The following is a 21,234-nucleotide window of genomic DNA, read 5'->3' as shown; positions in this document are numbered from 1 at the left end:
GGTGGCCGGTGGTCAGGAAATGTCCTTCTCGGTGGGCCGGACCGTGACGACGACCTTGCCCTTGGCGTGTCCCTCGTCGACGTAGGCCAGGGCTTCGTTGGTCGAGTCGAAGGGGAAAACGCGGTCCACGACCGGCTCGATGACGCCGGCGTCGACGAGGGAGGTGATCTCGCGCAGCTGGGGCCCGCTGGCTCGCATGAAGAGGAACGAATAGCCGACCTGACGGCGCTTGGCCGCGGTGCGTGTTCCGTGGCTCAGCACGCGCGTCGCCGGGCGCAGGATCCACGGCTTTCCCATTGCCCGCGCGAAGTCCGGGTCGGGCGGGCCGGAGAGGGAGATCAGCTTGCCGCCGGGCTTCAGCACCCGCAGGGACTTCTTGAGCGCCTCGTTGTCCAGGCTGTGCAGGACCACGTCGTAGTCGTGCAGGACGTCTTCGAAGTCGTCCGTGCGGTAGTCGAGCACGATGTCTGCGCCGAGGCGCTCGACCAGGGCCACGTTCGCGGTGCTCGTGGTCGTGGCGACGGTCGCGCCGAGGTGCTTCGCCAGCTGGATCGCGAACGTCCCCACCCCGCCGGAACCCGCCTGGATGAAGACCTTCTGCCCCTTTCGCAAGTGCGCGAGTTCGATCAGCGCCTGCCAGGCGGTCAAGCCGACGAGCGGTACGGAAGCGGCTTCCTCCATCGTCAGCCGCTTCGGCTTCAGGGCCAGGTCGTTTTCGTGGACGGCGATGAACTCCGCGAAGGTGCCGATCCGGTCCTTGTCCGGGCGCGCGTAGACCTCGTCGCCGGGCTTGAACTCGCGCACCCGGGCTCCGACACGGGTCACGACGCCGGCGACGTCGTTGCCCAGGACGAACGGCGGCCGGTAGGGGAGGAACAGCTTGAACTCCCCGTTCCGGATCTTCGCATCGAGGGCGTTGACGCCGGCGGCGTGGATCTCGACCAGCACGTCGTGGTCGCCGATGGTGGGCTCCGGCGCGTCGCCGGCCCGGAGTTCGTTGCCGTTCTTTCCGTAGCGATCGACGATGAACGCCTTCATGTCAGCACCAACCTTTAGATTATGTTCATACTACAATATGGTCTGGGTGAGTCCGAGTGCAAGGGTGTGGCCGAACTTGGATTATGACCGTACTAACATGAGGGCATCGGTCCGGTGAGTGGAGGCACGCGTGGTGCGGTACGCGAAAGAGCACAAGCAGGCGACGCGGCAGCGGATCATCGAGACGGCCGGGCGCCGGCTCAAGCGCGACGGGATCGACGGGTCCGGGGTCGCCACGCTCATGAAGGACGCGGGCTTGACCAACGGCGCCTTCTACGCCCACTTCGAATCCAAGGAAGACCTGGTCGCCACCGCGGTTTCCGAGCAGCTGCGCGGCCAGCGCGAGTGGCTCACCTCGTTCCCGCCCGGCCGTGACGGCGTCGAGCAGATGGTACGCACGTACCTCTCGCCCGAACACCGCGACAACCCCGAAGACGGCTGCCCGTCCGCCGCGCTGCTGGACGAGATCAGCCGCTGCGCCGATCCGACGAAGGGGGCCTACACCGGCAGCGTGCTGGCCGTCATCGACGACATCGCCGCTCGCTTGGCGCCGCGGGATCCGCGGTCGGCGCGCACCAGGACGCTGAGCATTTATGCCTCGATGGTCGGGACCCTCCAGCTCGCTCGAGCCCTGGCCGACCGGCAGCTGTCCGACGACATCCTGGAGCAGGGGATCCGCAACGCGCTGACCGTGCTGGACGCCGCGGCCGAGGGCTGAGGGCCGCCGGTCACACGGCTGTCGCTTGCATCACTCATAGAATTATGGTCATAATATGAAGCATGACGACGTACCTGGCTGACACCCTCGAGAACCACGCCGCCGCGGGTCCCTCCGCGGTGTTCACCTACCGCCGCACCGGCCCGCGGGGTGGCGTGCCGCTGGTCCTGCTGATGCGGTTTCGCGGCACCATCGACTGGTGGGACCCGGAGTTCGTCGACCGGCTCGCCGCGGACCGCGACGTCATCCTGTTCGACAACATCGGCATCGGGTACACCGGCGGCGAGCCACGTGACACCGCCGAGGGCTTCGCCGACGGCGCGATCGAGTTCATCGAAGCCTTGGGCCTGTCCCAGGTGGACCTGCTCGGCTGGTCGCTCGGGGGCATCGTGGCGCAGCTGGTCGCGCTCCGCCGGCCCGGTCTCGTGCGCAAGGTCGTCGTGGCGGGCAGCAGCGGGCCGGGTGTCGCGCCGGGCACCCCGGAGATGAGCGAGCGGGTGCTCACGATCATGGCCAAGCCGGACGCGGACGCCGACGACCTGCTCTACCTCTTCTACCCCGAGACCGAAGGGGCCCGCGCCGCCGGACTCGAGCATCTGGCGAAGGTCGGCAAGCGCCTGGCGGCGGGCGGCCCCGCGGTGACCGAGGACGCCGCCCAGGGTCAGCTCGCCGCGGTGGGCCGGCTCCTGGCCGTCGAATGGGAGCAGTTGAAGTCCGAGCTTCAGGCGATCACCCAGCCGGTCCTGTACGCCAACGGGCTCCACGACGTGATGATCCCCGCCGTCGCTTCCTCCAAGGCGGTCGAGCAGGTCCCGGATTCCACGCTGGTTCTCTACAGCGACGCCGGGCACGCCTTCCTGTTCCAGCACATCGACGAGTTCACCGCTCAGATCACGCTCTTCCTCGACGACTGACAAGGACACAGCCATGAACCCCAAGCTGGTCGTCTCCTATCAGGACGCGCCAACCCGCACCGTCTCCGCCGGCGGCGTCGACTTCGCCTACCGCGAACTCGGCCCGCAGACCGGTGTCCCGGTGGTCTTCCTGACCCACCTCGCCGCGGTCCTGGACAACTGGGACCCCCGCGTCGTCGACGGCATCGCCGCCCACCACCGGGTCATCGCCTTCGACAACCGCGGCGTCGGCGCGTCCACCGGAACCACCCCGAAGACGATCGAGGCGATGGCGGCCGACGCCGTCACCTTCATCCGGGCGCTCGGCCTGACGAAGGTCGACCTGCTCGGCTTCTCCATGGGCGGGATGATCGCGCAGGTGATCGCCCAGCGAGAACCGGACCTCGTCCGGAAGCTGGTCATCGCCGGCACGGGCCCCGCGGGAGGCGAAGGCATCAAGAACGTCACCAGGATTTCCCACCTCGACACGGTCCGGGCGCTGCTCACCTTGCAGGACCCCAAGCAGTTCCTCTTCTTCACCCGCACATCCAACGGGAAGCGAGCGGGCAAAGAGTTCCTCGCCCGGCTGAAGGAACGCAAGACCAACCGGGACAAGGCGATTTCGCTGAGGTCCTACGGCGCGCAGCTCACGGCCATCCACCGTTGGGGACGGGAAAAGGCGGCCGACCTCTCCGTCATCGGCCAGCCCGTGCTGGTCGCGAACGGCGACCACGACCGGATGGTGCCGACCGAGAACACGCACGATCTGGCCCGGCGCCTGCCGGACAGCGAACTCGTGATCTACCCCGACGCCGGCCACGGCGGCATCTTCCAGTTCCACGGGCAGTTCGTCGGCAAGGTCCTGGAATTCCTCGCGCGATAGCGTCCATTGTGGACGATCGCCGGCACGCCGGTTCAGGCGTGGCGGCCGGAGACGAGGGTCGCCCAGACGACCTTGCCGCCCGACCAGCGTCGGCTGCTGCCCCAGGTCCGTGCGGTCTGGGCGATGATCTGCAGGCCGAGTCCGGAATCGCGCGGGCCGATGCGCTCGAGGAGCGTCGCGGGCCGGGGACTGTCGTCGGCGACCGCGATGGTGAGCAGGTTTCGGCGGAGGTCGAGGCGCACCCCGGGTGCGGACGCGGTGTGCTGAAGCGCGTTGCCGACGAGCTCTCCGACGATCAGGGTGCCGTCGTAGACCAGGTCGGGTACGTCCCAGTCGGTGGCGTGTTCCCGAAGGAATGCGCGAGCGAGCTTCGTCGCGCTGTCGGCGCGCGGGAACACGCGTTCGGCCCACCGGCGGATCGGGACCGTCTGCTGGTGTTCGGCTGCCTCGACGTCGGCGTGCACGGCGACGAACCGGTCGAGGCCGTAGCGGTGGAAGATGTCCAGGTGGGCCGGCTGGCGGGTGACCACGGAGAACGGAATGCCGGGCCAGTCGCCGATCCGGCGGGCGACCAGGGGGAACACGGCGGCCGGGGACAGTTCGTCGATGAGCAGCCCGTCGACGTCGGCGATCAACCCGGGTGGGCCGTCGGCGGCGACCTTCAGCAGGCCGTCGCGCAGGAATCCGTACCCGGAGAGGTCGAGCCTCCCGGTGACGGTGACCAGGGTGCTGGCGAGCCGGTCCGAGGGCTCCAGCAGGACACTTCGGTCACTGCTGCGGGTCATGGTCCCGTGCTGACAGCGCCGGATCGATGTCGGGCTTCCACCGCCTCAAGCTACTCCCCGTCGACCCACCGCGATACCGGCCAGGAGGCGGTGGTGCGGTCGTGGCGGACTCCTTCGGTGGTCACGGTCGCCGTCCGACGCCAGTGGCGATCTCACCGGCGCGGTTCCCGTCCGGGGCCAGGGGCGCGGTGCCGGTTCCGGCCCCGGTGCGCAGGCCGGCCAGGAACTCCGACAGCGTCTCGGCGGCGTCGTGGCGCGGCCGCCAGCCGAGTTCGAGTTCCGCCCGGGCCGTGTCCATCACCGGAAGGCGCACCACGGCGTCGAACAGGCCGGGCGTCGCGGGGACGGCGTGCAGGCGCCACGCGACGTCGAGCGCCGCGCGGACCAGCCGGGCCGGCACCGGAACCGGCCGCGCGCCCAGCAAGCCGGCGACGAAGCGGGTGCCGACGACCGGCCCGGTGGCGACGTTGAACGCCCCGGTCACCGGCAGCAGGACGGCGCGGCGGACCGCGTCGGCCAGGTCGTCGGTGTGCACGACCTGCACTCGCAGGCCCGGCAGGTCCGGCACGACCGGCAGCAGGCCCGGCCGGATCAGGCTGCCGGGGACGAACGGGCCGCCGAAGAGGCGGCGTTGCTCGGACGCCGCGGCGCGCTGGAAGACGAAGCCGGGCCGGATCCGGACGACCCCGACCTCCGGGTGCCGGAGCTCGAAGGCGTCGAGCCAGCGTTCGACGTAGGCCTTTTCCCGCGTGTACGCGGCGCCCGGCCAGCCGTGCGTCGGCCAGCTTTCGGCCACGGGCGCTTCGGTTTCGCGAGGCGAGTAGGCCCCGACGGACGACGTGTAGACGATCTTCGGCACGCCGGCCGCGGCGGCCGCCTCGAAGACGCGCAGGGAGCCGAGCACGTTCGTCCGCCAGGTGCGTTCCGGTTTCCGCGTGGGCTGGAACAACCACGCCAGGTGGACGACCGCGTCGGCGCCGCGGAAGTGCGCCACCAGGTCGTCCCGTTCGATGTCGGCCTCGACGAGGCGCGTGCGCGCGGGTCGGTCCGCGGCGGGCCGCCGGGCGAGCCCGGTGATCGAGCGGACGTCCGGGTCGGCGCTGAGGGCGGCCACCACGCCGGTGCCGATGTTGCCCGTCGCGCCGGTGACCACGATGTGCTTCGCTTCAGTCATGCCGTCGCGATTACCCGGCCGCCGCGCGCCGAACCGCCGGGAAGAACCCGGCTTCGTCGTCGGCCGCGTGAGACCGGAGCAGGTCGAGTAGCTCGTCGATCGCGTCGGCGACGTCGCGCTGCTCGCCCGTCGTCGCGGTGCCGTCGCGAAGCTGCAGGGCGAGCACTCCGGTGCGCCACTGCACGGTTTCGAGAACGTCGACGAGCTTCTGCGTGTCGCGGGTCATGCTGGTTCCCTGGTCTCCGCTCGAAGGTGATCCGGCTCAGGACGGCGTCCCGTCGACCTGGTGCCGCGACGGGCCGATCGCGCGGCATGCCGCACACGTCCTGCGCGGTGCCTCGATCATCGAGGCCGCCGGGAACCAGGCTCCGCAGATCGCGCGGTACGTCCCGCAGGCGGCCATCCCGTCGGCGAACGCCGTCTCGGTCACGAGGTGGTTGGTGCCGGCCGACGCCTCGACCACCCAGTACAGGCGACGGGAGACCCAGCGTTTCGAAGGTGCGGTGGTCGTCGAGGCTCTGCACGGTCGTGTCTGGCCGGAGGAACGTGGGACACCCGGCCGGTGCGCCGCGTCGGGGGCAGGCGCACCGGCCGGGCTGATCAGGGAGCGGGACTTCCGGTGGGCGCCGGTCATCCCCGGTCTCCGGGGAGTTCGCGCGCCAGCAGCGACTGGGCGTGGCTGACCAGTTCGGCCATCGCCTGCCGGGGCAGGATCGCCGGCGTTCCGTCGGCGCCCAGCCGAATGGCGCGCACCGGCCCGTCGGCCGTGTCGATCAGGCCCAAGGTCACCTGGGTCGCCGAACCGGCCGGAGTGCGCGCCGGGACGATCAGCAGCGCACCACGCCAGCGGTGTCCTCGCATGCCGCCTCCCCGCTACGCTGTCAGGGCGCTGAGCTGCGCGCTGACAGTGCTACCGAATGTTGGTAGCAAGTGTCAGCGCTGGTAGCGCCGTCGCGCAATGACCTGATCAGGTGATGTCTGCGGCGGCTTCCACCTGCACTAGCATGTGCTGCATGGCTGGTAGCACGCGCGAGGCACGATGACCTTCGGCGACGCGCTGAAAGAGGCGCGCGAGTCGCGCGGCATCTCCTTGCGCAAGCTGGCGGTGCTGATCGGCCGCAAGGAGTCCGACTCCGGATTGATCTCCCGCTGGGAAAGCGGCGACCGCACTCCGAAGCCGGACGACGTCGCCTCGATCAGCGAAGCGCTCGAACTCGGGGACGACGCGGCCGCCGAACTGATGGCGCTGGCCACCAACGCGGGACAGGGCGGCCGCTGGCACGCCGTGACGATCGCCGAGCGCCGTCAGCAGATGAACGCGTTGCTGGCCGCCGAGCGGACGGCCACGACCGTCACGCACTTGGCTCCGCTGTTGATCCCGGGCGTTCTGCAGACCAGCGCGGTCATCCGCGCCATGATGGTCGAAGGCGACGTACCGGCCGACGAGATCGACGAGCGCGTGGCGATCCGGATCGGGCGACGCGACCTCATCACCCGCAGGTCACCGGCGAAGCTTGATGTGCTGCTGGGGGAGGCGGCGATCCGGCATGTCATCGGCGGCCGCGACGTGTGGGCGGAGCAGCTGGCCTATCTCGCCGAGATGATCGAGCTGCCCAACGTCAACGTGCAGGTCATCCCGTTCGGGGTCGGCTGGACGCCCGCTCTGGCCGGCCCGTTCATCCTGTTCGATTCCGATCAGGCGCCGTCGATCATCAGCCTCGAACTGCATCGCGGCGGCCTGATGCTCTACGCCGACGAAGACGTCGCGGTGCACCGGCAGAAGGCCGAGGCGGCGCGCAGCAAGGCGATGGACGAGAAGGTAAGTCTCGACCTCATCGCAAGAGTCAAGAGCGAACTGCTGGGAGCGAAGAAATGACGAACTCGACCGGCTGGTTCAAGTCGAGCTGGAGCACCGAAACCCAAGACTGCGTCGAGGTTCACCTGGGTGACGAGGTCGGGGTGCGCGACTCGAAAGCGCCGTCGGACGGGCAGCTTTCGGTCGGCCAGGCCGGCTGGAGTGCCTTCCTGGCGGCCGTCACGTCGGCCTGATCTCCGGTAGCTCGCCACCGTCCGTGGCCGGTGCGCGAAAAGCCGTCCGGTAGGCGTGGGGCGAGACCCCGGCGATCCGGCTGAAGTGGTGGCGCAACGTCGGTTCCGCGCCCAGGCCCGCCTCGTGGGCGATCCGGGCGATCGGCAGGTCCGTGGTCTCGAGCAGGTGCTGGGCCCGGGTGACCCGCACCTTCAGCAGCCACTGCAAAGGCGTCGTGCCGACCTGGGCGCGGAAGTGCCGGTTCAGGCTGCGGACGCTCGTGCCGGCGTGCCCGGCGATGTCGGCGAGGGTGAGCGGCCGGTGCAGGTTGGCCTCCAGCCAGGCCAGGGTGTCCTGCAGCGGGGCCTGCCGCGCGTCGGTGGGGTCGGCGTGGACGATGAACTGCGCCTGGCCGCCGTCACGCTGCGGCGGCATCACGATCCGGCGGGCGGTGTCGGCGGCCACGGCCGCGCCCAGGTCGCGCCGGACGAGGTGGAGGCAGAGGTCCAGGCCCGCGGCGACCCCGGCCGAGGTGAGCAGGGCACCGTGGTCGACGAACAGGACCTCGGGCCGCACGTCGACGCTCGGGTACCGGCGCGCCAGTTCGGCGGCGTGCTCCCAGTGCGTGGTGGCGCTCAGCCCGTCGAGGAGGCCGGTGGCGGCGAGGGTGAAGGCACCGACGCACATCGACGCGAGCCGGGCACCGCGTGCCGCCGCGGCGCGCAGTGCCACCAGGACCGGCTCGGGCGGCGGGGTCCGGAACCCGGCCCGCGCGGGGATGAGGACGGTGTCGGCGCCGGCCAGGCTGTCCAGGTCCCACGGCGTGCGCAGGCGCACCGAGCCGAACTCCGGGCTGGTGCCGATCTCCTCCGCCGTCGCGACGACGCGGATCTCGTAGGTGGGCCTGCCGGTGACCGTGTTGGCGGTGCCGAACACCTGCCCCGGGATGGTCGCCTCGAAGCCGAGCACGCCGTCGAGCGCGAGGATGGCCACGACTGTCATGGCCAGAATTTAGCGCATGTCGGCGTTGCTGCCACTTTCCGCGTCCGGGTGCCTCCCACAGCATGAACGGATGAACGACGTTCTCGCCCTGCCCGCCGGACCGCTCGCCGAAGCGAGTCTTTCCCTGGTGCGGCAGACGGAAAAGGCGCCGATCGCCGACCACAGCGTCCGCAGCTTCCTGTTCGCCCGGGTGCTGGCCGAGCAGGAGGGCAGCGTGGCCGACGCCGCCTACGACGAAGACCTGCTGTTCGCCGCGTGCGTCCTGCACGACCTGGGGCTGGGCACGCTCGCGGCCGGCCGGGCCCGGTTCGAGGTGGAGGGCGCCGACCTGGCCGCGTCGCTGCTGACCGACCACGGCGTCGCCGCCACGGACGTCGATCGCGTCTGGGAGGCGATCGCGCTGCATTCCTCGATCGGCATCGCCCACCGGCGCGGGCTGCTGACCTACCTGACGCACCAAGGCGTCTTCGTCGACGTCGGTCGCGTCACGGTCCTCGAAGCCGCCCGGCTGCGCCCGATCCGCGCCCGGTACCCGCGGCCGGACGGCGACACCTCGGTCGCCGACGCGATCGCCGAGCACGCGGCCCGCTCCGAGGCGGCGGCACCGCCGTACTCGATCGGTGCCGAGCTGCTCCGCCAACGACGGCAGGAGTCCGGTCGGCCGCCCGCGTGAGACAGGCGTGGCAGCTTTGGCGGACGCGGCCCGAGCCTGCTTGACTCTGCCGGGAACCCGTCAATCACGATCCTGGAGGACTCATGCCGGTTTCGAAGGCGCACGCGAACTGGAACGGCGACATCCCGACCGGATCGGGGCAGTTCACCGCGGGCGGCGGCAGCATCAGCGGCGGCGTCACCTACAAGTCCCGCTTCGAGGACGGCCCCGGGTCCAACCCGGAGCAGCTCATCGCCGCGGCGCACGCGTCCTGCTTCTCGATGGCGCTCGCGAGCACCCTGGCCGGAGCGGGCTTCCCGGCGGAGTCGATCGAAACCGACGCCGCGGTGACCCTCCGGCCGGTCGACGGCGCGCCGACCATCCTCAAGATCGAGCTGACGACCCAGGGCCGCGTCGCCGGCGTCGACGAAGCGCAGTTCCGCGAGTACGCCGAGCAGGCGAAGGCGAACTGCCCGGTCAGCCGTGCGCTGGCGGGGGTCCCGGAGATCACGCTGCAGGCGACGCTCGCGGGCTGACGCACCGGTGACGCTAGGCCCGGCGGGGCCGCAGCGCCGACGGCTCGCCCCGCCGCAGGGCCTCGACGTGCTCGGCGAGGGTGAACGCGTCGCCGAGGGTTCCGCCCGCGTCGAGCCGCTCGATGACCGCGGTCTCGGCCTCCTTGATCGCGACCGCGGCGTCGAGGAGGCCGTTGATCCGGTCCGGCGCGACCACGATGACGCCTTCGCCGTCGGCCAGGACCAGGTCGCCGGGGTTGACCGTGACGCCGCCGCAGGTCACCGGGACCTGGAGTTCACCGAGTTTCGCCGACGTGCCCGAGAGCGGCGTGACGAAGCGGCTGTAGACCGGAAGCTCGCACTGCTCGACGTAGGCCAGGTCACGGTAACCCGCGTCCACGACGATCCCGCCGAGGGACCGCGCCAGGGCACCCCGGGCGAACAGCTCGCCGCCGAGCGCGATCTCGCGCGCGCCGCCGTCGACGACGATCACGTCGCCGGGTGCCGCGGCTTCGACCGCTTGGAGCACGCCGAGGAAGTCGTCGCGGCAGCGGACGGTGAACGCGGGCCCGAACACCCGCGAGCGGGCGGAGCGGGCGCGGATCGCGCTCTGCAGCACCCGGGTGGTCTTGTCGGCATCGCAGATCGCTGTGGTGTCCACCGCGAGGAATCGCTGGACGAGGTCTTCGGTCACCGGCATTTCCGGGATGCTACCGGCGCGCTCTTCCGCCGGCGGACCGCGGCGGCGCCCGCTCAGCTCCCGGCGAGGAGCTCCGCGACCCACCGGTGCGCGGTCGCGCAGGCCTCGGCTTCGGTGGTCCGGAGGTGCTCGACGACTTCGCCGTCGGACCAGCGGATGAGCGCGACGGTGCCGGGCCGGATCGGGGTCAGCCCGACGAGCAGGCGGTGCCCGTCGCGGTCGAGGGCGCGCTCGGCGGTGAGCCACCGGCCGGTGGTGGCGGTGGTGGTGACCGTCCACTCGGGATCGGCGGCGAGCTCGGTCACCGATCCGGGTGCCAGTTGTCCGGCTTGTTCGTCGTGCACGCAGGTCAGCTTGTCACGTACACCCCGATCCGGTGAGCGGCAGGTGAATCTCGGATGAACATGTCCTACGCTGATCTTCGGTGCGCGGCTCTGACCTCGGTCTTCGGCGCGCATCCGGCCGGACGGCGCAACACCCCGCGTGCCGCCGGGGGTACCACTGTGCGCGCATGAATCACTACGGTGTGCCGGAACTGGGGGCCACGACCGCAGGAGCTGTCATGCCGACTCTCACCACCGTGGCCGACTGGACGATCACCGCGTCCGGAGACACCGCATGCTTCACCCATGCCTTCGCCGGCGACTACTGGGCGCCGCGGGTGTGGAACGGGCGCGGGCTCGCCATGGCCGAGTCCGACCTCGCCGCGTTCGACAAGTCGGTGGGGGAGGTGATGAAGCTGCCCGTCTACTGGCTGGCCAGGGCCCGGTGCCGGGCCGCCGACGCGGGGGACGCGTCGGTCTGGTCGCCGCCGCGCTACGACTCGGATGACGAGTTCGTCTACATCGCCGGCCCCTGCCGGACCGGTGCGCCCGCGCCGGGCTACCGGCCGGTCTCGACGTTCACCATCGAGCTGGTCCACCTGCGCGGCCTGCGCATCAGACTGGCCGCGTACCGGGTCGCCCTGGCCTGCCGCTGACGCGACGTCGCGCCGCGTCGCTGCCTCGAACTTCGTCTTGATCTGAGGACCGCGTCCTGGCAACGTCGGTGGTGCCGGAACGCTCCGGCACCGGCGCGGGCAGAACGGAAACCCTGTCATGGCAGCGATCCACCACGTGGCGGTCGTCGTCGACGACCTCGAGCAGTCCGTCGGCTTCTACACGCGCGCGCTGGGCTTCCGGCTCTCCGCCGAGCGTCCGAGCACCCTCGGGCCCGGCGCCTGGCTCGACGTCGGAGGCCAGCAACTCCACCTGATCGAGGGAACGCCACCATCCTCGCGAGGACAGCACTTCGCGGTGCTGGTCGACGACCTCGACGCGGAGATCCGGCGGCTGCGCGCCGACGGGGTCGACGTCAGCGACCCGGTTCCGATCGGCGGGGCTCGTCAGTCGTTCCTCGCCGACCCGTCCGGGAACGCGATCGAACTCCACGAAAAGTAGGGCTCGCGCGGCGTCGGCCCACGCGGCGTTGAAGTCGAGCTCGCCCACGGACGGCGCCACCCTGGCGGCCGCGCCCCGCAAGGTCGAGCTCACTTTCGCGGAACCCGTTACGCTGCAACCGGATCCGATCGCGGTGGCCGGTCCGGACGGTGCGATGTGGACGTCGGTCGCCGACGCGGTGATCACGGCGGCGGTGCTGCACTCGGGCCCGGCGGGCGGGTTCAGCGGCGCTGTCTTCCCGAACCGGCAGAGAATCGGGTGGCGGTGACGGTCCACGGCCCCGCGCCGGCCGCGGTCATCCCGGTACTTACCTCCGAGGGAATTGTTTCCACGCACCGGCTGCGCGAAGCTTTCCGGCATGACCAGTTACCCGATGCACACCGTGAACACCGCGCCCGCCGAGGCGAAGACGCCGCTCGCCGTCCTGCGGGACACGTTCGGGTTCGTCCCCGCCGGTGCGGCCCTCATGGCCAATTCGCCCGCTCTGCTCAACTCCTTCTTCTCGGCGTTCGGCCACTTCCGCGGGGGCGGCACGTTCAGCCCGGCCGAACGCCAGGTGCTGCTGCTGTCCAACGCCGTCGCGAACGCCAGTGAGTGGGCGACCGCGTTCCACACGCTGGAGGCGCTGGCCGACGGCGTCGCTCCCGACGTCGTCGAGGCGATCCGGCGCCGGGAGCGGCCCGGTGATCCGCGGCTGGCGGCGTTGTCCGGCCTGACGACCGCCTTCGTCGAGAAGCGCGGGCACCTCGACGAAACCGACGTCAAGGCGTTCACCGCGGCCGGGTTCAGTGACGGCCGGCTGTTCGAGGTCGTCACCGGGGTGGCCATCTCGGCGATGACGAACTACACCGCGAACGTTGCCCGCCCGCCGCTGGAGCCGGCGGTCGAGCCGCACGCGTGGACGGCCGGACCAGTCGCCGGTGGCTGACGTCGGCTCCCTGCTGAAGCACTGGCGCGGCGCCCGGCGGCTGAGCCAGGTGGCGCTGGCCGCCGAGGCGGCCGTCTCGCTCCGGCACCTCAGCTTCCTCGAGACCGGCCGCGCGAAACCCAGTCGCGCCATGGTGCTGAAGCTCGCCGACGTGCTCGACGTGCCGCTGCGCGACCGCAACACCCTGTTGCTCAGCGCGGGGTTCTCGCCCGAGTACGCGGAGTCCGCATTGGACGCTCCGGCACTGGCGGCCGTGCGTGCCGCGCTGGAGGCGATTCTCGAGCAGCAGGAACCGTATCCGGCGCTGGTGATGGACCGCGGCTGGGACGTCCGGCACACCAACGGCGCCGCTCGGCGCTTCTTCGCCTTCCTGCACAACGGACGCATGGCGGAGCCACCGGGGCCGCCGAACGTGCTTCGCCGGATGTTCCACCCGGACGGCGTGCGGCCGCACGTGACGAACTGGCCCGAGGTCGCCGAGGCCCTGACCGGGCGCGTGCGCCGGGAAGCGCTCGGCGGCGTCACCGACGAACGCGCCCAGCGGATCCTCGACGAGGTGCTGCGCTATCCCGGGGTTCCGGCCACCCTGCGCACCCTCGACGCGACCACCCCGTCCCTGCCGATCGTCCCGATCCGCTACGCCCGCGGCGGCGTGCGGTTCGGCTTCTTCTCGACCGTGACGACGCTGGGCACGCCCCAGGACGTGACGCTCCAGGAGCTGCGCATCGAGTGCTTCCACCCGATGGACGACGAAACCCGGGCGAACGTCCGGAACCGGCTGGGCTGACCGTCCGCGTGGTGTCGTGGGCGATGACCTTGCCGACCTTCGGGTTGTGCCGCAGGAACGGGAACTCGTCCATGTCGAAGACGTTGTTGGGTCGGCGTGAGCCCAGCTCGTCGCCCTGGTGCGGCCAGCCGCTCGACTTGCCGGGGGTGTTCGGCAGGGCGATGTGGACGTCGCCTTCCGCGTTGTGCGCCGGTGTGTCGATGGCCGGGTTCTCGATCGAGCCGTAAATCCGGCGATCCCTGTCCCGGTGGGGCAATCACCCCAGGGTGGGCCGTCCGTCGAGGAAGAGGCCGCCGGTGGGGCCGTCGGCGGGCAGGGTCGCGGCCCAGACGACGCCGAGCGCGGCCTCCGCCGGTGAACGGTCGTCGGCGTCATCGCCGCGTTCGGGGTGGGTGGCGACCGAGCCGGGGTCGACGGCGTTCACGAGGACGCCGCTCCCGCGCAGCTCGGCGGCGAGAGACGCGGTGAGCGCGTTGAGGGCGTACTTGGCCAGCGAATAGCCGGGGGACCGCATGCCTTCGGCCAGACTGGCGCCCGCCGCGACCTGCGCGGCGCCGCCGCTGGAGACGTTGACGATCCGGGCCGCGGGAGCCGCGCGCAGCAGCGGCAGGCAGGCCTGGACGACGGCCCACGTGCCGAGGACGTTGACGGTGAAGGCCGTGCGCGCCTCGGTCAGGTCCGCGTCCAGGACGGACCGCGTCGCGAAGTCGGGCATGGCGGCGGCGTTGTTGACCAGCGCGTCGAGCCGGCCGGCGGTGGCGCGGATCTGCTCGGCGCAGGCCGCGGCGTCCGCCGGGTCGGTGATGTCGAGCCGCACGGCGTCCGCGGACAGTCCTTCGCCGGCGAGCAGTTCGGCCAGCGCACGGGTCCGGTCGAGGTCCCGGCCGGCGAGCACGGCGTGGTAGCCGCGGGTGGCGAGCTCGCGCGCGACGGCGAACCCGAGGCCCTGCGGACGGCTCGCGCCGGTGACGAGGGCGACCTTGCTTTCGTTCATGTCTCCTACTGTAGGGACTTCCTACAATTGTGCCAACCCGCTTTTCCTCCCGTAGGATCGCCACCATGACCGATCGCCCCCGAGCGCTGCTGCGCTGGCCCACGTACCTGATGGGGCAGCTGCACCGCGCCGGCGTCGCCCGGATCGACGAGGCGCTGGCCGGCTCCGGGGTCGCCCTGCGCGACTTCTACGTCCTGGTCTGCGTCGGCGAGTTCGGCCCGCTGGCCCAGCAGCGCGTCGCCGACCGTCTCGGCCTGGACCGCAGCGACCTGGTGAAGGTGCTCGACCGCCTCGAGGCGGCGGGCTGGGTGCGGCGCGAGCGCGACACGGAGGACCGGCGCCGGCACGTCCTGACCCTGACCGCCGACGGCCGGGCGACGGTCGCGAAGGTCGAGGAGGTCTCGGCCGAGGTCACCGGCGAGCTGCTGGCGAAGTTGAGCGCGCGGGAGCAGGAGACGCTGCACCGGTTGCTGCTCAAGGCTTCCGGGGAAGCACCCGGAGCGTGAGAACGGCCGTGCTCAGCTGGGCCACAGCGCGGCGAAGTGCTGCCCGATCCGGCCGATCAGGTCGTCGAACTGCTTGAGGCCCGCCAGCGCGGTCGTGATCTTCTGCCAGCACCACCGGCTCACGGCGGGCTCCGGTTCCGGCGACCGGGTTTCCGCGATGAGGTCGTCGAGGTGTTCCGCGGTGACCTCCTGCTTCGGGACGTCGGTCGCCGCGACTTCGGCCTTCAGGTGCAGCAGCAGATCCAGTAGATCCTTGCGCACCGAGCCGGAGCCGGCCGAGATCGAGCCCACGGTGACCGTTCCGCCGCGCACGTCGCCGTGGATCGTGCCGCCGGAGATCGTGGTCCCGGCCTGGATGCCGATGGTGGTCTCTTCGTCCCTGGTCATGAGCCCTCCCGGGCGGGTGCGGGTGCGGTGAAGGTGCCGCCGGAAACGTTGCCGTGGATGGTGCCGCCGTGGACTGTGGTCCCCATGTTGTTGGTGGTGATGGTCGTGTTGTTCGTGATCACCGCCGCCATGCGCTCCTCGAAGGAGGCGGGGGAGTAGCCGCACTCGCGCAGGACGGCGCTGATCGCCGGGACCAGGCGGCTTTCCAGGAGCTTGGTGTACCGCTCGACGTCGACGACCTGGAAGTAGTCCCGGACGGACTCCGCGGCGCCCAGTTCGCGGAGGGTCCGCGCGATGCCGTAGCGGCCGGGGTCGACGGTGTAGCGGTCGTGCGGCCGGGGCCGGATCAGGACGAGGGTGTGCCACAGCCGGCCCGGCAGCGTCACCGGGAGCTTGGCCCACCGCAGCAGACCCTGCCGGATCGGCACGAGCAGGGTGTCCGTCATCCGGTCCGGCGCCCGGAACTCGTCGCGGATGGGCGGCAGCACGCACGGCGTCCACTCGAGGTACAGGGTTGCTGTCGTCGACCGCGACGTGCAGGAACGCCGAGAACACCAGGTCGCGGTTCCAGGTCTCCACCTGGAAGCAGAGGAAGTAGCGCGCCCACTCCCGCGGCTCGGCGTAGACGCGGTTCGACTCCGCCGGGGAAAGGAACTCGGCCGGGGGCACGTCGTAGCCGGCCAGGTACTCGGAGCGGGCCGGGTCGCCCGAGTGGTCCAGCAGCGCTTCGGCCGAGGCGAACACCACCCCGCTGGTGGTCAGCTTCGTCAGCCGCCGGTCCGGGCTGAGAGCGCCGGTCCTGGTGAGCGCGGTGATCTCGGCCGCGGCGGCGCGGTAGAGCCGGTCGGTGGTCAGGGGCCGCGGTTCGCGCGCCTCGCGCGACTTTTCGAGCGGGATGGCGGTCGACCACGCGCCGACGCTGGTTCCCGCGCCGACGAAGGGGTTTCGGCCGCGGTAGACGACCAGGGGGAAGCCGCCGCCGGAGCGGGTGGTGCGGCCCGTCCGGTGCCGGCGCAGCTCCTCGCGGAACCGGACCGGGGCGCCCTGGAGGACCGGCCGGTCGTCGGTGAGCGCGGCGACGTCGGTCCGCTGCCGCGCCCAGCGCCCGAAGTGCCGGACCACGGTGCGCCAGACGACGACGCGGTCGGCGACCACGATCCCGAGCATGAGCAGGGCGCAGACCGCGGCGATCGCGCCGGCCATGCCGCCGAACAGCGTGCTGAACGCGCCGTCGGTCGGCGTCGCCGGCTCGGCGCAGTCATAGCCGGTGCAGTGCGCCGACGATCCCGAGCCGGCCAAGCCGCCCTGCGTGGTCAGCACGATGATCAGCACCGTCACGAACGGAATCAGCCACGCGACGACGTAGAGCAGGAAGAGGCCGGCCAGCCGCAGGCAGGTCATGACGACGCCGCCGGGGCGGTCCCAGCGCGTCTTCCGCCAGATCGGGCGGACGCTGAGGATCGCGGCCCAGCCGAACCAGGCGTACAGGATCAGGCTCTGGAACCCGGTGGCCAGGACGACGAGGCCCAGCACGGCGAGGACGCCGTCGCGGTACTTGCGGCGTGAGCGCGCCGCGACGGCTTCGGTGAGCACGGCGGGCGAGTCGAGGCCCATCGCCGGGGGCACCTGCCGGGTCGGTTCCGTCAAGAACTCCCGCACGGCGTCGTCGGCGTAGTGCCGGTCCAGGTGGGCCGCGGCGGCGAGGTACCGCGTGGTGTCGTCGACTTCCGGTGGTGTGGCCGGCCTCGTGTGCTGTCCCGTCGCCGGCGCCTGCGCGGTCACGAAAGCAGCCGCTTCGTTCGCGCGGATCCGCCGGTGATCCGATTCCCTGACATGGGCGCGTCGCCTTTTCGCTCGGGGATTGGCCTCCCCCAGAGACGGTCGCGAGGCGAAGGGGGTTACGCCCGGAGCGGAATTCGGCGTAGGCGGATCGGGTGGTCTCGGGAGCGGCGGTGTCGGGCATTTTCCGGCTCGGCGGCCACTGCGCCCGTGACGAGTTCAGTTCGTGACGGGGACGTCCCGGTACCGCAGGATTCCTTCCACGCCGCGGAGGAACGTTTCGCAGATCGGGGCCGGGTCGGACAGGCAGCCCGCGGCCATCGCGCCGTCGCGGAGCAGGACGAAGTGCCGGGCGGCCGGCTCGGGTGCGGTTTCCCCGGTGCGGGCCAGCAGTTCGGTCACCGTGCTCAGGAACCACTGCCGGTGCGCGAGGACGGCCTGGTGCACCGGGTGGGCGGGGTCGGGGTACTCCGCGGCGGCGTTGAGGAAGGCACAGCCCCGGAAGCCCGGGGAGCGGATGCCGTCGGCGATCGACGCGGCCACCGCGCGGACGACGTCGGCCGGGGCGCCGCCGTCGGTCCGGACCTGCTCGACCTGGGCCCGGATGGCCGCGTCGGCGTCGGTCAGGTACGCGACCAGCAAGTCGTCCTTGCTCGGGAAGTGCCGGTACAGCGTGGCGCGGGTGACGCCCGCGTCGGCGATCACCCGGTCGATGCCGACCGAGTGGAGGCCCTCCGCGTAGAACAGCCGGGTCGCCGAGGCGAGCAGCCTGGCTCGAGCTTCGGACACTGCTCCCACCTCCTGGTTCGTCCTGCCGAGCCTAGCAGATAGAACGGTCTGTCTTGACGGAAGAGGGTCGCCGCTGCCATAGTCGGCTGTCGCAAGACAGACCGTTCTATCTACATCGATCGGGAGTACTCATGACCACCAGCACCGTTCCGGCCGCCGGATTCGCCCGGTCCCTGCGCCGGCTCTACTTCACCCGGTTCGCGTTCGCCCTCGTCTGGGCGGGACTGCTGTTCGCGACGGCGTCCAGCCTCGGCCCGGTCAGCGTCGCGCTGCTGGTGCTCTACCCGGTGTTCGACGTGGTCGCCGCGGTGATCGACGCGCGTTCGGCCAAGCCGGTCCCGGCGCTGTACGTGAACATCGCGATCAGCGCGCTCGCGGCGGTCGGCCTGGCCGTCGCGGCCTCGTCCGGGATCCCGGACGTCCTGCGCGTGTGGGGGAGCTGGGCGATCGTGGCCGGGCTCGTCCAGCTCGTCGTCGGCGTCGTCCGCCGCGGCCTCGGCGGTCAGTGGCCGATGATCCTCAGTGGCGGAATCTCCGTCCTGGCCGGCACGTCCTTCATCGTCCAGTCCACAATGGACGGCGCGGCGCTGTCGGCGTTGGCCGGCTACGCGACGCTCGGCGGCATCTTCTTCCTCGTGTCCGCGCTGCGGCTGGGGCGCGCGCGGTAGCCGCGCTCAGCGCGGGCCGCGCAGGTGTACGCCGTGCTGGAACGCGATCGCGTCGGCCTGCCGGCCGGCCGAACCCGCCGGCCCTAGACCAGTTGCTTGACCGGTTCCCGCGCTCCGGTCCGCTCCGCGCCGATCCCGGCCGCCACGACGAACAGCACGCCCGCCACCGCCCCGGGGTTCGGGACCTGGTGCAGCACGACGAGCCCGATCGTCAGGGCGATGGCCGGTTCCAGGCTCATCAGCGTCCCGAACGCGGACGCGTTCAGCCGCCGCAGCGCGAGCATCTCCAGGCTGAACGGGATCACCGGCAGCAGCACCGCGAGCCCGAGACCGACGAGCAGCAGCTCCCACGTCAGGTGCGGGACCACGCCCGGCCCGTAGGCGAGCGTCGCCACGATTCCGGCCACCGGCATGGACACGGCGAGCCCGCGCACGCCCGCCACCTCGTCGCCGACCCGTTGGGTCAGCAGGATGTAGCACGCCCAGCACACCGCGGACGCGAGCGCGAAGCCGACGCCCGCCAGGTCGGCGCCACCCCGCCACGGTTCGGTCAGCAGCACCACGCCGAACGCGGCGAGGGCCGGCCACAGCTTCTTCCCGCCGCGGCCGCGCGTGACCGCGACGGTGAGCGGCCCGAGGAACTCCAGCGCGCTCGCCGAGCCGAGCGGCAGGCGGGCGACGGCCTCCATGAACAGCATGGTCATCCCCGCGGTCACGACGCCGAGCCCGCAGCAGGCCGCGAAGGTGCTGCGCCGGAACGACGACGGCCGCGGCCGGACCACGACCAGCAGCAGCACCCCGGCCCACGCCAGCCGCAGCCACGCCGCGCCCTCGGGGCCGACGCGGTCGAACAGGCCGACGGACACGGCGAGGCCGAGCTGGACGCAGAGCATGGCGGCGACCGCGAGGGCCGCTCCCGAGCGGGTGGAGGAGAGCACAGGTCCAGCAAAACCGATCCGGACCGTCCGTGTCCACGTGTCAATCGTGGACGTACCGTTCGTGAATCATGGACAATCGGGGGATGGACACCCGCAGACTGCAGTTCCTCCTCGAGCTGTCCCGCCACGGCTCGATGCGCGCCGTCGCGGATGTGCTCGACACCACGACGTCGACGGTCTCGCAGCAGATCGCCGTGCTGGCGAAGGAAAGCGGCGCACCGCTGGTCGAACCGGACGGCCGCCGCGTGCGGCTCACCCCGGCGGGACGGCGCCTGGCCGAGCACGCCGTGACGATCCTCGCCGCCGTGGAGGCCGCCCGTGCCGACCTCGACCCCCACGCCGAACCGGCGGGCACGGTGCGCGTGGCCGGGTTCGCCACGGCCGTGCGGCGCTCCGTGCTGCCGGCGGCCGCCGCGCTCGCCGCGCACCACCCCCGGGTGGAGCTGCGGATCAGCGAGTACGAGCCGCACGAGGCGTTCGCCGCGCTGCTGGCCGACGACGTCGACCTCGCCCTCACCTACGACTACGACCTCGCCCCGGCCGTGACGGATCCCGCGGTCACCGTGAGTCCACTGTGGACGGCGTCGTGGGGCCTCGCCGTTCCCGCCGCCGACGCGGCACCGGTGCGCGGCGAGGGCACCCCGGCGGTCTTCGGGGCGTTCCGCGACCACGGCTGGATCGTCAACTCCCGTAACACCGCCGACGAGGACGTGGTCCGCCGGCTGGCGTCGATGGCGGGGTTCACCCCGCGCGTCACCCACCGCGCGGACAGCCTGGAGCTGGTCGAGGACCTCATCGCGACCGGCCCGGCGCCCGCCGTCGGCCTGCTGCCGGCGGGCCGCGCCCTGCGACCCGGGGTCGCGCTGCTCCCGCTGGCCGGCCCGGACGTGCGGCAGCGCGCCTTCGCGTGCACCCGCCGGGGGCGGGCGGTGTGGCCGCCGCTCGCGCTGGTCCTCGGGCTGCTGGCGCGCTGAGCCGGCCGTCCACTCGGGACTATCCCGACGCCGAGCCGATCGCCTTCCGGACTTCGCGCAGTGCCTGCCGGGCGACCTCGCCGAAGCCGGTCTCGGTGGCCTGGTCGTTCCAGCGCTCGTAGGCGATCGTCAGGACGAGCGCGCCCAGCTGGGCGGCGACGCGGGAGGCCGGGTCCGGCACGCCGCGGCGTTCGAGCCCCTCGGCCATCGCCGCGGTGAGGCCGAGTCCCTTCAGGGCCTCACGTTCTCGCAGCTCGGGGTTGGCGGCGATCACCGCCCGCCGCCGCGTGGTGAACTCCCGGCGCTCGGCGGTGAAGGCTTCGCGGCCGAGCACGTCCAGGGCGTGGGCCACGGCTTCGAGCGGGGCGGCCGCCGCCGGTGCGCCGGCGATCCCGTCGGCGAGCAGTCCGGCCATCGTGTCGCCGCCGAAGAGCACTTCGCGCTTGTCCGGGAAATGGCGGAAGAACGTGCTCTTCGTCAGTCCCGCGCGCTCGGCGATTTCGATCACCGTCGTGTTCTCGTAGCCCCGCTCCTCGAACAGGTCGAGCGCGGCGACGACGAGTCGCTCCGGTGCGTGGGGCTGCCAGCGGGCCATGGCCGAAAGTGTACGGGACTCGGTCCCGTCACTGCGTGTACGGTGATGAGACCAAGTCCCA

The 21,234-nt window shown here is 71.7% G+C and carries 29 protein-coding genes; 15 read left to right on the top strand and 14 right to left on the bottom strand.

Translation table 11 applies throughout. The features are described 5' to 3' along the window. Nucleotides 1–12: 12 nt before the first annotated feature. Nucleotides 13–1,038, bottom strand: a complete 1,026-nt coding sequence (locus tag OG738_RS39670; RefSeq protein ID WP_329048808.1) for an NADP-dependent oxidoreductase — start codon at nucleotides 1,036–1,038, stop codon at nucleotides 13–15. A 130-nt stretch (nucleotides 1,039–1,168) separates the two neighbouring features. On the opposite strand from OG738_RS39670, the gene OG738_RS39665 reads away from it, so the two are divergent. The 3 genes from OG738_RS39665 (at nucleotide 1,169) to OG738_RS39655 (ending at nucleotide 3,532) form a co-directional block, all read left to right on the top strand. Further along, nucleotides 1,169–1,756 carry a TetR/AcrR family transcriptional regulator gene (locus OG738_RS39665; RefSeq protein WP_329048806.1) on the top strand — a complete coding sequence of 196 codons (588 nt, stop codon included), beginning with the start codon at nucleotides 1,169–1,171 and terminating at the stop codon, nucleotides 1,754–1,756. A 62-nt stretch (nucleotides 1,757–1,818) separates the two neighbouring features. Beyond that, the gene (locus OG738_RS39660) at nucleotides 1,819–2,670 is read left to right on the top strand and encodes an alpha/beta fold hydrolase (RefSeq protein WP_329048805.1); all 852 of its coding nucleotides are present in this window, start codon (nucleotides 1,819–1,821) and stop codon (nucleotides 2,668–2,670) included. 13 nt (nucleotides 2,671–2,683) lie between these two features. Continuing rightward, nucleotides 2,684–3,532: an alpha/beta fold hydrolase gene (locus OG738_RS39655; RefSeq protein WP_329048803.1), complete on the top strand. Its 849-nt coding sequence runs from the start codon at nucleotides 2,684–2,686 to the stop codon at nucleotides 3,530–3,532. 32 nt (nucleotides 3,533–3,564) lie between these two features. Here the strand turns inward: OG738_RS39655 and OG738_RS39650 are convergent, their stop codons facing one another. From OG738_RS39650 to OG738_RS39630, 5 genes are all read right to left on the bottom strand, one after another. Further along, the gene (locus OG738_RS39650) at nucleotides 3,565–4,317 is read right to left on the bottom strand and encodes an ATP-binding protein (protein ID WP_329048801.1); all 753 of its coding nucleotides are present in this window, start codon (nucleotides 4,315–4,317) and stop codon (nucleotides 3,565–3,567) included. Between the two features lie 121 nt (nucleotides 4,318–4,438). Further along, on the bottom strand, nucleotides 4,439–5,491 hold the full coding sequence (locus OG738_RS39645) for an NAD-dependent epimerase/dehydratase family protein (protein WP_329048800.1): 1,053 nt from the start codon (nucleotides 5,489–5,491) through the stop codon (nucleotides 4,439–4,441). A 10-nt stretch (nucleotides 5,492–5,501) separates the two neighbouring features. Then, nucleotides 5,502–5,717, bottom strand: coding sequence for a hypothetical protein (locus tag OG738_RS39640; RefSeq protein WP_329048798.1), 216 nt, complete (start codon nucleotides 5,715–5,717; stop codon nucleotides 5,502–5,504). 36 nt (nucleotides 5,718–5,753) lie between these two features. Then, nucleotides 5,754–5,954, bottom strand: coding sequence for a hypothetical protein (locus tag OG738_RS39635; RefSeq protein WP_329048796.1), 201 nt, complete (start codon nucleotides 5,952–5,954; stop codon nucleotides 5,754–5,756). Between the two features lie 167 nt (nucleotides 5,955–6,121). Beyond that, nucleotides 6,122–6,352, bottom strand: a complete 231-nt coding sequence (locus OG738_RS39630) for a hypothetical protein (RefSeq protein WP_329048795.1) — start codon at nucleotides 6,350–6,352, stop codon at nucleotides 6,122–6,124. A 178-nt stretch (nucleotides 6,353–6,530) separates the two neighbouring features. Here OG738_RS39630 and OG738_RS39625 point away from each other — a divergent pair, with 178 nt between their 5' ends. Continuing rightward, nucleotides 6,531–7,367 carry a helix-turn-helix domain-containing protein gene (locus OG738_RS39625; RefSeq protein ID WP_329048794.1) on the top strand — a complete coding sequence of 279 codons (837 nt, stop codon included), beginning with the start codon at nucleotides 6,531–6,533 and terminating at the stop codon, nucleotides 7,365–7,367. Next, entirely contained in the window at nucleotides 7,364–7,540 is a 177-nt protein-coding gene (locus OG738_RS39620; RefSeq protein ID WP_329048792.1) for a DUF397 domain-containing protein, read from the top strand. Before OG738_RS39625 ends, OG738_RS39620 begins: the two co-directional genes overlap by 4 nt. On the opposite strand, the gene OG738_RS39615 is transcribed toward OG738_RS39620, so the two are convergent. After that, entirely contained in the window at nucleotides 7,527–8,522 is a 996-nt protein-coding gene (locus OG738_RS39615; protein WP_329048791.1) for a GlxA family transcriptional regulator, read from the bottom strand. The two genes, OG738_RS39620 and OG738_RS39615, sit on opposite strands and share 14 nt — an antisense overlap. 70 nt (nucleotides 8,523–8,592) lie before the next feature. Here OG738_RS39615 and OG738_RS39610 point away from each other — a divergent pair, with 70 nt between their 5' ends. Together OG738_RS39610 and OG738_RS39605 are read left to right on the top strand one after the other, a co-directional pair. Beyond that, a complete protein-coding gene (locus OG738_RS39610; protein ID WP_329048789.1) occupies nucleotides 8,593–9,195 on the top strand; it encodes an HD domain-containing protein in 603 nt (200 codons plus the stop codon). Between the two features lie 83 nt (nucleotides 9,196–9,278). Further along, nucleotides 9,279–9,710 (top strand): OsmC family peroxiredoxin, encoded by a 432-nt coding sequence (locus OG738_RS39605; RefSeq protein ID WP_329048788.1) that lies wholly within the window; start codon nucleotides 9,279–9,281, stop codon nucleotides 9,708–9,710. Between the two features lie 13 nt (nucleotides 9,711–9,723). Here the strand turns inward: OG738_RS39605 and OG738_RS39600 are convergent, their stop codons facing one another. Together OG738_RS39600 and OG738_RS39595 are read right to left on the bottom strand one after the other, a co-directional pair. Then, entirely contained in the window at nucleotides 9,724–10,389 is a 666-nt protein-coding gene (locus tag OG738_RS39600; RefSeq protein ID WP_329048786.1) for an RraA family protein, read from the bottom strand. 53 nt (nucleotides 10,390–10,442) lie between these two features. Continuing rightward, complete coding sequence (locus OG738_RS39595) at nucleotides 10,443–10,733, bottom strand: hypothetical protein (protein WP_329048785.1); 291 nt, start codon at nucleotides 10,731–10,733, stop codon at nucleotides 10,443–10,445. Between the two features lie 218 nt (nucleotides 10,734–10,951). Between OG738_RS39595 and OG738_RS39590 the strand changes: the two genes are divergently transcribed. The 5 genes from OG738_RS39590 (at nucleotide 10,952) to OG738_RS39570 (ending at nucleotide 13,543) form a co-directional block, all read left to right on the top strand. Continuing rightward, complete coding sequence (locus OG738_RS39590) at nucleotides 10,952–11,368, top strand: hypothetical protein (RefSeq protein WP_329048784.1); 417 nt, start codon at nucleotides 10,952–10,954, stop codon at nucleotides 11,366–11,368. A gap of 118 nt (nucleotides 11,369–11,486) precedes the next feature. Beyond that, the gene (locus OG738_RS39585) at nucleotides 11,487–11,828 is read left to right on the top strand and encodes a VOC family protein (protein ID WP_329048782.1); all 342 of its coding nucleotides are present in this window, start codon (nucleotides 11,487–11,489) and stop codon (nucleotides 11,826–11,828) included. A gap of 28 nt (nucleotides 11,829–11,856) precedes the next feature. Beyond that, nucleotides 11,857–12,096: a copper resistance protein CopC gene (locus OG738_RS39580; RefSeq protein ID WP_329048780.1), complete on the top strand. Its 240-nt coding sequence runs from the start codon at nucleotides 11,857–11,859 to the stop codon at nucleotides 12,094–12,096. 90 nt (nucleotides 12,097–12,186) lie between these two features. Next, nucleotides 12,187–12,756, top strand: a complete 570-nt coding sequence (locus tag OG738_RS39575; RefSeq protein WP_329048779.1) for a carboxymuconolactone decarboxylase family protein — start codon at nucleotides 12,187–12,189, stop codon at nucleotides 12,754–12,756. Then, nucleotides 12,749–13,543, top strand: coding sequence for a helix-turn-helix domain-containing protein (locus OG738_RS39570; protein ID WP_329048777.1), 795 nt, complete (start codon nucleotides 12,749–12,751; stop codon nucleotides 13,541–13,543). The genes OG738_RS39575 and OG738_RS39570 overlap by 8 nt, the downstream gene beginning before the upstream one ends. A gap of 256 nt (nucleotides 13,544–13,799) precedes the next feature. On the opposite strand, the gene OG738_RS39565 is transcribed toward OG738_RS39570, so the two are convergent. Continuing rightward, entirely contained in the window at nucleotides 13,800–14,537 is a 738-nt protein-coding gene (locus OG738_RS39565; RefSeq protein WP_329048776.1) for an SDR family NAD(P)-dependent oxidoreductase, read from the bottom strand. Nucleotides 14,538–14,602: 65 nt separating this feature from the next. On the opposite strand from OG738_RS39565, the gene OG738_RS39560 reads away from it, so the two are divergent. Beyond that, nucleotides 14,603–15,043, top strand: a complete 441-nt coding sequence (locus OG738_RS39560; RefSeq protein ID WP_329048774.1) for a MarR family winged helix-turn-helix transcriptional regulator — start codon at nucleotides 14,603–14,605, stop codon at nucleotides 15,041–15,043. Between the two features lie 12 nt (nucleotides 15,044–15,055). Here the strand turns inward: OG738_RS39560 and OG738_RS39555 are convergent, their stop codons facing one another. Together OG738_RS39555 and OG738_RS39550 are read right to left on the bottom strand one after the other, a co-directional pair. Next, nucleotides 15,056–17,212: a hypothetical protein gene (locus OG738_RS39555; protein ID WP_329048772.1), complete on the bottom strand. Its 2,157-nt coding sequence runs from the start codon at nucleotides 17,210–17,212 to the stop codon at nucleotides 15,056–15,058. 216 nt (nucleotides 17,213–17,428) lie between these two features. Continuing rightward, nucleotides 17,429–17,998: a TetR/AcrR family transcriptional regulator gene (locus OG738_RS39550; protein ID WP_329048770.1), complete on the bottom strand. Its 570-nt coding sequence runs from the start codon at nucleotides 17,996–17,998 to the stop codon at nucleotides 17,429–17,431. 131 nt (nucleotides 17,999–18,129) lie between these two features. Here OG738_RS39550 and OG738_RS39545 point away from each other — a divergent pair, with 131 nt between their 5' ends. Then, complete coding sequence (locus OG738_RS39545) at nucleotides 18,130–18,666, top strand: hypothetical protein (protein ID WP_329048769.1); 537 nt, start codon at nucleotides 18,130–18,132, stop codon at nucleotides 18,664–18,666. Between the two features lie 83 nt (nucleotides 18,667–18,749). Here OG738_RS39545 and OG738_RS39540 read toward each other — a convergent pair whose 3' ends face one another. After that, entirely contained in the window at nucleotides 18,750–19,604 is an 855-nt protein-coding gene (locus OG738_RS39540) for an EamA family transporter (RefSeq protein WP_329048768.1), read from the bottom strand. Nucleotides 19,605–19,687: 83 nt separating this feature from the next. Here OG738_RS39540 and OG738_RS39535 point away from each other — a divergent pair, with 83 nt between their 5' ends. Beyond that, nucleotides 19,688–20,578 (top strand): LysR family transcriptional regulator, encoded by an 891-nt coding sequence (locus OG738_RS39535; RefSeq protein ID WP_329048766.1) that lies wholly within the window; start codon nucleotides 19,688–19,690, stop codon nucleotides 20,576–20,578. Nucleotides 20,579–20,597: 19 nt separating this feature from the next. Here OG738_RS39535 and OG738_RS39530 read toward each other — a convergent pair whose 3' ends face one another. Beyond that, nucleotides 20,598–21,173: a TetR/AcrR family transcriptional regulator gene (locus tag OG738_RS39530; protein WP_329048764.1), complete on the bottom strand. Its 576-nt coding sequence runs from the start codon at nucleotides 21,171–21,173 to the stop codon at nucleotides 20,598–20,600. Nucleotides 21,174–21,234: the final 61 nt, after the last annotated feature.

The sequence above is a fragment of the Amycolatopsis sp. NBC_01488 genome, assembly GCF_036227105.1.
Lineage (GTDB): Bacteria > Actinomycetota > Actinomycetes > Mycobacteriales > Pseudonocardiaceae > Amycolatopsis.
Note: the sequence above shows the minus strand (reverse complement) of the source record. Positions and strands in the feature narration are given on the sequence as shown.